The 11,960-nt window shown below is 63.9% G+C and carries 9 protein-coding genes; all 9 read left to right on the top strand.

The window, feature by feature from the left end; genetic code table 11:
* The first annotated feature begins 51 nt into the window (after positions 1-51).
* Positions 52-1,923: a di-heme-cytochrome C peroxidase gene (locus SM130_RS00505; protein ID WP_102826861.1), complete on the top strand. Its 1,872-nt coding sequence runs from the start codon at positions 52-54 to the stop codon at positions 1,921-1,923.
* A gap of 27 nt (positions 1,924-1,950) precedes the next feature.
* Positions 1,951-3,087: a catalase family protein gene (locus SM130_RS00500; RefSeq protein WP_102826862.1), complete on the top strand. Its 1,137-nt coding sequence runs from the start codon at positions 1,951-1,953 to the stop codon at positions 3,085-3,087.
* Positions 3,088-3,227: 140 nt separating this feature from the next.
* Positions 3,228-4,376 (top strand): MlaE family ABC transporter permease, encoded by a 1,149-nt coding sequence (locus SM130_RS00495; protein WP_102826863.1) that lies wholly within the window; start codon positions 3,228-3,230, stop codon positions 4,374-4,376.
* Complete coding sequence (locus tag SM130_RS00490) at positions 4,373-5,158, top strand: ABC transporter ATP-binding protein (protein ID WP_102826864.1); 786 nt, start codon at positions 4,373-4,375, stop codon at positions 5,156-5,158. Before SM130_RS00495 ends, SM130_RS00490 begins: the two co-directional genes overlap by 4 nt.
* A gap of 2 nt (positions 5,159-5,160) precedes the next feature.
* Complete coding sequence (locus SM130_RS00485; RefSeq protein ID WP_102826865.1) at positions 5,161-6,099, top strand: MlaD family protein; 939 nt, start codon at positions 5,161-5,163, stop codon at positions 6,097-6,099.
* Positions 6,096-6,722, top strand: coding sequence for an ABC-type transport auxiliary lipoprotein family protein (locus tag SM130_RS00480; RefSeq protein ID WP_102826866.1), 627 nt, complete (start codon positions 6,096-6,098; stop codon positions 6,720-6,722). Before SM130_RS00485 ends, SM130_RS00480 begins: the two co-directional genes overlap by 4 nt.
* 115 nt (positions 6,723-6,837) lie before the next feature.
* Positions 6,838-7,914, top strand: coding sequence for an HlyD family secretion protein (locus SM130_RS00475; RefSeq protein WP_102826867.1), 1,077 nt, complete (start codon positions 6,838-6,840; stop codon positions 7,912-7,914).
* A complete protein-coding gene (gene rbbA / locus SM130_RS00470; protein ID WP_102826868.1) occupies positions 7,911-10,652 on the top strand; it encodes a ribosome-associated ATPase/putative transporter RbbA in 2,742 nt (913 codons plus the stop codon). Before SM130_RS00475 ends, rbbA begins: the two co-directional genes overlap by 4 nt.
* A gap of 1 nt (position 10,653) precedes the next feature.
* Positions 10,654-11,769, top strand: a complete 1,116-nt coding sequence (locus tag SM130_RS00465) for an ABC transporter permease (RefSeq protein WP_102826869.1) — start codon at positions 10,654-10,656, stop codon at positions 11,767-11,769.
* Positions 11,770-11,960 lie beyond the last annotated feature (191 nt).

Genomic DNA, 11,960 nt, shown 5'->3' with positions numbered 1-11,960 from the left:
CACAACCCTGCCATAAACGCGCGCTCGCCATAACGCTACAAGGACGTAACTATGCGATTGCTGCGCCGAGCCCTGGGGGCTGTCTTGTTGTTGGCCGTGCTGGCCGTAGGGGTTGGGCTGTATTTCGTGGCCTACCCGAACCTGCCGGAGTACGAGGCGCCCGAGGCGTTGCATTATCTGGAGCAGTGGGACGCCACGCAGCGGCAGACTTATTACTACACGCCGCAAGGCACCCAGGTTAAAGGGCTGGAATACGACTGGTTCCGTGCGCTGGAGCTGCCCCTAAGCCAGGACAAGTTCGCCACGCCCGGCTACCTCGCGCGCTTCGGATTTCTGGTCGATCCCGCGCAAAAAGCCACAGCGCTGAACCCCGGCAACCTGCCGGTGGGCTTTGCCCGGCATGATGATGACGAGAGCGGTCGCGCCTATCTCGATGTCACCTGCGCGGCCTGCCACACCGGCGAGCTGCGCTACGGGGGGCAGGCCATTCGTATCGATGGTGGCGCGGCAATGCATTCGCTGGCCTCCACCGTGCCGACGCTACGCGGGGGCGCCTTTGGCCAGGCACTCGGCATGAGCATGGCCTTCACCTATTACAACCCGCTCAAGTTCCGTCGGTTCGCCCATGAGGTGCTGGGCGAGCGCTACGAACAGGGTCGAGCGCAGCTGCGTCATGACTTCAAGCAGGTGCTCGACCGCCTGCTAGGGACGGCCTACAACGACTGGCACCGTGGGCTCTACCCCACCGAAGAAGGCTTCGGCCGCACCGATGCGTTCGGCCGCATTGCCAACAGCGTGTTCGGCGACGCCATCGATCCGGTGAACTACCGCGTGGCCAACGCGCCGGTGAGCTACCCGCATCTGTGGGATATCTGGAAGTTCGACTGGGTGCAATGGAACGGCTCGGCCATGCAGCCGATGGCGCGCAATATCGGCGAGGCGCTGGGTGTCGGCGCCACGCTGAAGTTGCTGCACGAAAACGGCCAGCCCGTTGCCGAGGCCGAGCGCTACGCATCGGGCGTCCGCGTGCGCGATCTACATAAGCTGGAAACCACTCTCATACAGCTGGCCCCGCCCCGCTGGCCAGAACAGATCCTGGGTGTAGTCGATCTAGAGCAGGCCAGCCTCGGCCGCGCGCTTTATCGGGAAAACTGTGCGCATTGCCACGACGCCAGACCCACGCCGGTCGACAAGCGCTTCGCCGCCGAACGCGACCCCGAGTGGCGCATGAAGGTGATCCCCACCTCATTCGTCGGCACCGATCCGACCACTGCCGACAATATCGCCGACCACCGATTCGACCTGACTCGCCTGGGCTGGACGCAGGATGAGTTGGATCGTCTGGACGTGCGTCTGTACGGAAAGTCGTCGGGTCCGCTGGATCTGAGCGAGGTGTCCAGCGCCAAGGGCTTGGCCTACATCACCGCGTATGTCGAAGAGCACGCCTATCGCGACGCAGGCATCGGCGAGGCCGAACGCGCGGGGTTCGACGGCTTCGGCCTGCCGATCGGCGTGCAGGAGCTGCGCGGCTACAAGGCGCGACCGCTGGACGGCATCTGGGCGACAGCACCGTTCCTGCATAACGGCTCGGTACCCACCCTGTTCCAACTGCTGTCACCGGTGGCCGAACGGCAGAAGCAGTTCTGGGTCGGCAGCCGCGAATACGATCCGCAACACGTCGGTATCCGCACCGAGCGCTTCGACGGAGGCTTTTTGCTGGATACCGCGATCACCGGTAACAGCAACCGCGGCCATGAGTTTCGCGCCGGCTGCCGAGGCAATGGCGTGATCGGCCGGGCGCTGGCGCCCCACGAGCGCTGGGCGCTGATCGAGTACCTCAAGGTGCTGGGCGATCCGCGCTTCGAACCGCGCCTCACGCAACTGCCGGCTCGGCCGCATAACCCTGGCCCACGCTGCCCCTGACCCGACCATCGCACAAGGATTTGCTACATGCTCACGACACTCTGGATCTGGATCGGCCGCCTGCTGGGGCGGCTGCTGCTGGCCACCGTCTGCATCGGTCTGCTCGGCTGGGCCATCGCCGCGCTGCACTATCACTTCACTTACCGCGGCACCGTTTCGGTCGAAGAGGAGATTGCGCCGACCGAAGCAGCGGATACCCAGGCGATCATCGCCGACGCCATCGCCGTGGTCGAACAGCACAGCGAGAACACCCGCGTGCTGCGCGACGCCCATGCCAAGGCCCACGGCTGCGTGCGCGCCGAAGTCAGCGTGCGCGCCGACCTAGAACCCACACTGCGCCAGGGTGTGTTCAGCGAGCCGGGCAAGACCTGGCAGGCCTGGGTGCGGCTGTCCAACGGCAACGCCTATCCGCAGTTCGACCGCATCCAGGACGCCCGCGGCATGGCGATCAAGCTGCTCGATGTGCCGGGGGAAAAGCTCACGCGCGACCCGCGCCGCGCCGGCGAGCAGGATTTCGTGATGTTCAACCACCCGGTGTTCTTTGTCCGCGACGTCGCCGAATACCGTAGCAATTTCGCTGCCCAGGCGCAGGGCAAGAAGGCGCTGGCGTTCTTCCCGACCGCCGATCCGCGTAGCTGGGAATTGCGCCATTTGCTCATAGCGCTGCAGACACTGGCGCCCGCACCCGAAAGCCCGGTCGCGACCACCTACAGCTCGGTCGCGCCGTACAAGTTCGGCCCGCACAACATCAAGTACCGGGTTATCCCGACACCGGAAAACTGCCCGTCCTATCAGTTGCCGGAACAGAATCGCGACCTGCCGAACTTTCTGCGCAGTGCGCTCTACCAGCAGCTGTCTCTCGACCGCGCGCCCGCCTGTTTCGCCCTGCAGGTGCAGCGACAGAATGCCGAGCACTACATGCCTATCGAGGACACCAGCATAGAATGGGACGAGGCGATCGCGCCGTTCGAGACGGTCGCCGACATCCGCCTGCCGGCGCAGGACTTCGACAGCCCCGAGCAGAATCTGGCGTGCGATAACCTCAGTTTCAATCCTTGGCACGCATTGCCGGCGCATCGCCCCATCGGCGGCATCAATCGACTACGCAAGGCGGTATACGAGGCGATCAGCAGCTATCGACTCGAGCGTAACGGCGCGCTCTGACGGCACCTGGTCTATGGATCAATAACCGGCGCTTGTCGTCGTTAGCCATGCTCGGGCGAGCGGGTCCTGTCTTGCCAGGCAGAGCCCTGCTAGCATCAATCAGGACTCTATCGCCCAAAATAGGCACCGATTTGCAGCAGATGAGCGCCATCACGTCTTCGTCCCCCGGTTCGCTGACGCTCGATCAGAGCGCTTCACCGGCACAGGTTTTAGTGGCCGGCGACTGGACACTTGCGCATTACGCCGCGCTGCGGCGTGAGGTCGAGCGATTCAAAACGCGCATCGACGAACGCAGCGAGGTCCGGCTGGAACAGCTCAGCCGGCTGGATACCGCGGGTGCCGGCCTGCTGGTGGAGTTGCTCGGCCGCGAGCGGATCGCTGCCATCGAGGCATGGGCACCGCAGTTACCAGCTGAACGACTTGCCCTGCTGCGTACCGTCGCGGCTGCGCTGAGTCAGCCGGACGCCACCCCGCCACCAAGTGGCTATGCCTTCGGTGATGTGCTGGCGCATATCGGTCGCACGGTTGCCGCCGTATGGAAGCAGCAGCGCATGCTGCTGGGCTTTATCGGCCTGACCCTGCAGACCCTGCTGCTAACCCTGCCGCGGCCTCGGCGTTGGCGGCTGACGTCGCTGGCCGTGCATGTCGAGCAGACCGGTCTGGATGCGGTGCCAATCGTCGCGCTGCTGACTTTTCTGGTCGGCGCGGTGGTGGCGTTTCTCGGCGCCACCGTGCTCGCCGACTTTGGCGCAACCATCTATACGGTCAATCTGGTGGGCTTTTCATTCCTGCGCGAGTTCGGCGTGCTCCTGGCGGCAATCCTGCTCGCCGGGCGCAGCGCCAGCGCTTTCGCCGCGCAGATCGGCTCGATGAAGTCGAATGAGGAGATCGACGCCATCCGCACCCTCGGCCTGAGCCCGATCGAACTGTTGGTGCTGCCGCGGGTGCTGGCAATGCTGATCACGCTGCCGATCCTGACCTTCGTCGGCATGCTCAGCGGCATTGCCGGCGGGCTGGTGGTGTGTGTGCTGGCGTTGGATATCTCGGCGACCATGTTCTTCAACATCATGGCCCGCGACATCGCCGTCAGCCACTTCCTGGTCGGGCTGGTCAAGGCGCCGGTGTTCGCCTTCGTCATCGCAGTGATCGGCTGTCTGGAAGGCTTCAAGGTCACCGGCAGCGCGCAATCGGTGGGCGAACACACCACCTCCAGCGTGGTCCAGGCGATTTTCATGGTGATTCTGCTGGATGCCATCGCCGCGCTGTTCTTCATGGAGATGGGCTGGTGAAGGGCGACGACGCGCTGATCCAGGTACGTGGACTGGTCAATCGCTTTGGCAGCCAGACCGTGCACGAGAACCTCGACCTGGACATCCGCCGCGGCGAGATTCTCGGGGTGGTAGGCGGCTCAGGAACCGGCAAGTCCGTGCTGCTGCGCAGTATTGTCGGCCTGCGGCGGCCGAATGCCGGCAGCGTGACGGTGTTTGGCGAGAATCTGCTGGAACTGCCGGCCGAGCGCCGCTCACAGGTGGAGCGACGCTTCGGTGTACTGTTTCAGCGCGGCGCGCTGTTCACCTCGCTGAATCTGCAGGAGAACGTTGCCCTGTCCCTAATCGAGCACGCCGGCCTCGAGCGCAAGGATGCCGAGCACCTGGCCCGCCTGAAGCTGGCGCTGGCCGGATTGCCGCCAGATGCCGCCTGCAAGTACCCCGACGAGCTCTCCGGCGGCATGGTCAAGCGTGCCGCCCTGGCCCGTGCACTGGCACTGGACCCTGAAGTGCTGTTTCTCGACGAGCCCACTGCGGGGCTCGACCCCATTGGTGCAGCGGCATTCGATCAACTGATCCTGACCCTGCGCGATGCCTTGGGCCTGAGCGTGTTTCTGGTGACGCACGATCTCGATACGCTCTACACCATTTGCGACCGGGTCGCGGTGCTGTCACGCAAGCGAGTGCTGGTGGCCGACCGCCTGGACGTGGTGGAAGCCACCGACGATGCCTGGATCCGCGACTACTTCCACGGCCCGCGCGGCCGGGCGGCACAACAAGCCGCCGATTTGCTGGAGAACTGAAAATGGAAACCCGTGCCCATCACGTGCTGATCGGCCTGTTCACCGTCCTGGCAGTCGGCGGCGCCTTGCTGTTCGCCCTCTGGCTGGGCAAGTCGAGCATGGATCGCGAGTACAACTACTACGAGATCAGCTTCAATCGCGCGGTCAGCGGCCTGTCCAATGGCAGCTCGGTGGAGTACAGCGGCATCAAGGTCGGCGACGTCGAAGCGCTATGGCTCGAGCCGGACGACCCGCGCATGGTCCGCGCGCGCATCCGCGTTTACTCCGGCACGCCGATCAAGCAGGACACCCGTGCCCGCCTGGCCTTGGCCAACATCACCGGCAGCATGATCATCCAGCTGCACAGCGGCACGCCGCAGAGCTCACCGCTGGAAGGCACGCGTGGCGAACCGCCGCTGATCATCGCCGACCCATCGCCGCTGAGCGCGCTGCTGGAGAACGGCGAAGACTTGATGACCAACATCAACAACCTGCTGCGCAGCGCCAATCTGATGCTCTCAGAAGACAATGCCGGGCATATCGGCCGCACGCTGGCCAACCTCGAGCAGGCCACCAGCGTACTCGCCGAGCAGCGTGGTGATCTTAGCCAGGCGCTTACCCAACTCGGCCAGCTAGGCCAGCAGACTAATAAAGCGCTGGAGGAAATCAGCCTTCTGACGCGAAATGCCAACGGCCTGATCGACGGAGAAGGCCGCCAGGTATTGACCAGCGCCAGCGAGTCGATGGCTGCGCTGGAGCGTGCCACATCGCGCCTGGACGAACTGCTGGCAAGCAATCAGGGCGCACTCAACAACGGCCTGCAAGGCTTCAGCGAGCTGGGCCCGGCAATCAACGAGTTGCGCGGAACCCTTGGTGCACTGCGTCGCGTCACCCAGCGCCTCGAAGACAATCCGAGCGGCTTTTTGCTCGGCCGCGAAAAAATTCAGGAGTTCACCCCATGAGCCGTCTTGCGCTGATTCGCTCGTTCGCCGTCGCAGCACTGCTCGGCACGCTGCCTGCCTGCACGCTGCTGCCCGAGGCCGAGTCGATTCGGGTGTTTTTGCTGCCGGCCAGCGAGGCTCCAGCGAACCAGGCCGCCGGTACGTTGCGCCAGGCACTGCGCATTCATACGCCACATGCCAGCAGGATTCTCGCCGGGCCCCGTATTGCCGTAATGCCCGATGGCAGCCAGATCAGCAGCTATCAAGGAGCACGCTGGGGCGATACGGCACCGACCCTGCTGCGCGATCGGTTGATCGAGCAGTTCAGGCAAAGCGGGCAACCGACGGCGGTGAGCAGCGAGGAAAGCAATCTGTTCGCCGAACTGGAGCTGTTTAGCGACTTACGGGCATTCCAAAGCGAGTACATCGACGGTAAACCGCAGGTGCGGATTCGCCTGGACGCGCAGCTGGCATCGGCCGCAGATCAACGCATCCTCGCCAGCCGTCGCTTCGAAATTCTCCAGCCCAGTGGTAGCGCGCAGTTGGAAAGCGTGGTCGAAGCGTTCGGCCAAGCCAGCGACCAGCTCAGCCTGCAACTGCAAAACTGGGTATTACAGGTAGCAAAAAGCCAGCCTGTGCAGTGAATTGCCGCGAAATGGTCAGATAACGCAATAGGTGCGCTTTTATTGACTCAGGCTAAACGCAACCTTCATGACAATCGCTTAGCATGCGAACTATTGCTTCACGAAAGGAATGCTCATGAAAGCGCCAGCCCAAAAAAATCTTCGCCGCGTGCTGTTAGGGCTCGTAGCGCTCGTGGTGGTCGGCCTGCTGGCTTGGTCAGAGCTACGCACGGATGGCCTGGGGGAAGGCTTCGCCAGCGGCAACGGGCGTATCGAGGCCACCGAAATCGACGTAGCGACTAAACTGGGTGGGCGCATTCGCGAGATCAGCGTCGACGAAGGTGACTTCGTCCAGCCGGGCCAGGTCATCGCGCGAATGGATACCGAGGTGCTCGACGCGCAACTCAACCAGGCCCGTGCCCAGGTGCGCCAGGCAGAGAACGCCATTCTCACCGCGCAGGCCCTGGTTACCCAGCGCGAGAGCGAGAAGGCCACAGCCGAGGCGGTGGTGTTGCAGCGGCGTGCCGAGCTGACCGCCGCGCAAAAGCGCCACCAGCGCACCGAAACCCTGGTCGGGCGCAATGCCTTGCCGCGCCAGCAACTGGACGATGACCTCGCCGCCATGCAGAGCGCGCAAGCCGCTTTGGCCGCTTCCCGCTCGCAGGTACTGTCGGCCGATGCCGGCATCGCAGCCGCCAGGTCTCAGGTCATCGAAGCGCAGTCGGCGCTGGAGGCAGCACAGGCCAGCGTCGTCCGGCTGCAGGCCGACATCAGCGACAGCGAGCTGAAAACCGATCGCGTGGCGCGCGTGCAATACCGCGTGGCGCAGCCGGGCGAAGTGCTCGGCGCCGGCGGCAAGCTACTCAATCTGGTCGACCTGGCCGATGTCTACATGACTTTCTTCCTCCCCGAGCGCCAGGCCGGCCGGGTGGCGATGGGCGCGGAAGTGCGCCTGGTGATCGACGCCGTACCGCAATACGTCATTCCCGCGAAGGTCACCTACGTCGCCAGCGTCGCGCAATTCACGCCGAAAACGGTGGAGACCGAGAGCGAGCGCGAGAAGCTCATGTTCCGGGTCAAGGCCCGGATCGATCCCGAACTGCTGCGCAAGCACATGGAGCAGGTCAAGACCGGTCTGCCCGGCATGGCCTATCTGAAGCTCGACGCTGATGCCGAGTGGCCGGTACACCTGCAGATCAATGTCGGCTCATGAGCCAGCCGCTCGCGCCGGTGGCGCAGATCGATGGCGTCAGCCTGCAGTACGGCAAGTCACGCGCGCTGGACGACCTCAGCCTGGCACTGCCGGCGCGCTGCATGGTCGGCTTGATCGGCCCGGACGGGGTTGGTAAATCCAGCCTGCTGGCGCTGATCGCTGGTGCGCGCAAGCTGCAGCAGGGCCGCGTACAGGTGCTCGAAGGTGACATGGGCGATGCCGGTCACCGCCGCGCCGTGTGCCCGCGCATCGCCTACATGCCCCAGGGGCTGGGCAAGAACCTGTATCCGACACTCACGGTTTTCGAGAACCTGGAGTTCTTCGGCCGCCTGTTCGGCCAGGGCGCCGAAGAACGCCATTGGCGCATCGCCGAGCTGACCCGCAGTACGGGCCTGGCGCCGTTCGTCGAGCGCCCGGCCGGCAAGCTGTCCGGCGGTATGAAGCAGAAGCTCGGCCTATGCTGCGCACTGATCCATGATCCCGATTTGCTGATCCTCGACGAGCCCACCACCGGCGTCGACCCGTTGTCCCGGGCGCAATTCTGGGAACTGATCGAACGCATCCGCACCGAACGGCCGCAGATGAGCGTGCTGGTCGCTACCGCCTACATGGATGAGGCGCAGCGCTTCGATCATCTGGTGGCCATGGACGCAGGGCGAGTACTGGCCACCGGTACGCCGGCCGAGCTGCTGGCGCGCACCGATAGCGAGAGCCTGGAAGAAGCCTTCATTCGCTTGCTGCCAGAAGAGAAAAGGCGCCGCCATCGCGCCCTGGAGATCCCGCCGCGCCAGGCCAGCGATAGCATCGCCATCGAAGCCCATGACCTGACCATGCGTTTTGGCGACTTCGTTGCGGTAGACCGGGTCAACCTGCGCATCGAGCGTGGGGAGATATTCGGTTTTCTCGGCTCCAACGGCTGCGGCAAAACCACCACCATGAAGATGCTCACCGGCCTGCTGCCGGCCAGCGAGGGCCAAGCCCTGCTGTTCGGCAAGCCGGTCGACCCGCACGACCTGCAGACCCGTCAGCGCGTCGGTTACATGTCCCAGGCCTTCTCGCTGTACAGCGAACTGACCGTGCGCCAGAACCTCGACCTGCATGCGCGGCTGTTCCACCTGCCGACCGAACACCGCGAGCCGCGCATACGCGAAATGCTCGAACGCTTCGAGCTGGTCGAGGAAGCCGACAGCCTGCCGGAAGCCTTGCCGCTGGGCGTTCGTCAGCGCCTGTCGCTGGCAGTGGCGGTGATTCACGCGCCGGAGATGCTGATTCTCGACGAGCCGACATCGGGCGTCGACCCGGTGGCTCGCGACGGCTTCTGGGAGTTGCTGGTGCAACTTTCACGCGAGGACGGCGTGACCATCTTCATTTCCACCCACTTCATGAACGAAGCGCTGCGCTGCGACCGCATTTCGCTGATGCATGCCGGGCGGGTACTGGACAGCGACACACCGCAAGGGCTGATAGATAAACGTGGGCTGCCGACGCTGGAAGCCACGTTCATCGCCTACCTTGAGGACGCCATGGCTGAAGGCGCGGCGAAGGCAACGCAGCCTCTGGTGAACAGCAATAGCGTTCGACCGGCCGAGTTCAAGAGCAGTGGCGAACTGCAGGCGCGATTCAGCCTGCGCCGCCTGCTCAGCTACACCCGCCGCGAATCCATGGAACTGCGCCGCGACCCGATCCGCGCGACGCTGGCCATGCTCGGCACGGTGGTACTGATGTTCATCATGGGCTACGGCATCAGCATGGACGTCGAGGACCTGACCTACGCCGTGCTCGACCGCGACCAGACCACGGCCAGCCAGGCGTATGCACTGAACATCGCCGGCTCACGCTACTTCATCGAGAAGACGCCATTGACCAGCCCTGCGGATCTCGACCGGCGCATGCGCAGCGGTGATATCGCCCTGGCCATCGAGATTCCGCCCAACTTCGGCCGCGACCTGAAACGCGGTGCCGTGCCACAGGTCGCGTTCTGGATCGACGGCGCCATGCCGATGCGCGCCGATACCATCAAAGGTTACGTGCAGGGGCTGCACATGAGCTACCTGCAGGACCTCGCACGTAGCGCGGGTGTAGACGGTCGAGCGCTGGCCAATGTGGCGATCCGTTATCGCTACAACCCCGACGTGCAGAGCCTCCCGGCCATGGTCCCGGCAATGATTCCGATCCTGCTGATGATGATTCCGGCCATGCTGACGGCGCTCGGCGTGGTACGTGAGAAGGAGCTGGGTTCGATCACCAACTTCTATGTCACGCCAGTCACCCGCCTGGAGTTCCTCATCGGCAAGCAGCTGCCCTATATCGCGCTGGGCATGATCAATTTCGCCACGCTGGTGCTATTAGCGGTTTTCGTCTTCGGCATTCCGATCAAGGGCAGCCTGTTCACCCTGGTGCTGGGAGCGCTGCTTTACGTCACCTGCGCCACCGGCTTGGGTCTGTTGATGTCGTCGGTTCTCAACAGTCAGATCGCGGCGATCTTCGGCACGGCCATCGCTACCCTGCTGCCGGCCGTACAGTTCTCCGGGCTCACCCACCCCGTTTCGGCGCTGGAAGGCGTTAGCGCTTTGCTCGGCCAGATCTACCCGACCAGCCACTTCCTGGTCATCAGCCGCGGGGTGTTCTCCAAGGCGCTGGGCATGGCCGACCTCTATTGGTACTTCATCCCCTTGCTGCTGGCGATTCCGCTGCTGACCCTGCTCAGCGTCGCCGGTCTGCGCAAGCAGGAAAAATGACATGCGTACACTTGGCAACGTCTTCCAGCTCGGCCTCAAGGAACTGCGCAGCCTGTATCGCGACCCGGCGCTGCTGGTGCTGATCGTCTACGCCTTCACTCTGGCGATCTACACCGCCGCCACCGCATTGCCCGAGGCGCCCCACCGGGCAACCCTCGGGGTAGTGGACGAAGACCAGTCGCAGGCATCGCAGCGCATTCTCAACGCCTTTCAGCTGCCGTATTTCCTGCCACCGGTGCCCATTGACCTGCGGCAGATGGACAGCGGAATGGACGCAGGCCTGTATACCTTCACGCTGAACATCCCCCCGGGTTTCCAGAAGGACCTGCTCGCTGGCCGCAACCCGACCATTCAGCTAAACGTCGACGCGACGCAGGTCAGCCAGGCGTTCACCGGTGCCGGGCATATCCAGCAGATCATCAACGACGAGGTCAGCGCCTTCGTGCAGCGCTATCGCGCCAACACCGCACTGCCGGTCGAGGCGGTGGTGCGCACCGCCTTCAACCCCAACCTGACCCGGTCCTGGTTCGGTGCCGTCAACGAGGTGATCAACCAGATCACCATGCTTTCGATCATCCTCACCGGTGCAGCGCTGATCCGCGAGCGCGAACACGGCACCATCGAGCACCTGCTGGTGATGCCGGTCACCCCGTTCGAGATCATGCTGGCCAAGGTCTGGGCGATGGGGCTGGTGGTACTGCTGGCCTCCGCATTCGCCCTGCGCTTCATTGTCGAGGGCTGGCTGCAGATTCCGATTCAGGGCTCGCTGCTGCTGTTCATGGGCGGCGCAGCGTTGCACCTGTTCGCCACCACTTCGATGGGTATCTTCTTCGGCACCGTGGCGCGCTCGATGCCACAGCTGGGCCTGCTGATCATCCTGGTATTGATGCCGTTGCAGATCCTTTCGGGCGGCATGACCCCGCGTGAGAGCATGCCCGATCTGGTGCAGCACATCATGCTGGCAGCGCCCACGACTCATTTCATCGAACTGGCCCAGGCAATTCTGTTCCGAGGCGCCGGCGCCTCGGTGATATGGCCGCAGCTGCTTGCCCTGGCTGTTATCGGCACGGTGTTCTTCCTCGGCGCGCTGTCGCGGCTACGCCAGTCGTTGCGCTAGCGCCGGCACAATCTTCCTGACGCATCCATCGCCGCGCCCCCTCCCCCTGCCGACGTCATGTGGCACGACGCCAGCATCCTATGCTTACCTTGGTAACCATATGGTTACCCATGACCCCGAAACGCTCGGGAATTTTTGTATCAGTGGCCGGTCTATCGTGCCGACATGCTAAGAGCCTGATGCTCGACAGC

Origin of the sequence: Stutzerimonas stutzeri (assembly GCF_038561965.1) — a bacterium.
GTDB classification, from domain to species: Bacteria; Pseudomonadota; Gammaproteobacteria; order Pseudomonadales; family Pseudomonadaceae; genus Stutzerimonas; species Stutzerimonas stutzeri_AA.
The sequence above is the reverse complement of the archived record's forward strand: the minus strand, read 5'-3'. Positions and strand labels throughout refer to the sequence as shown.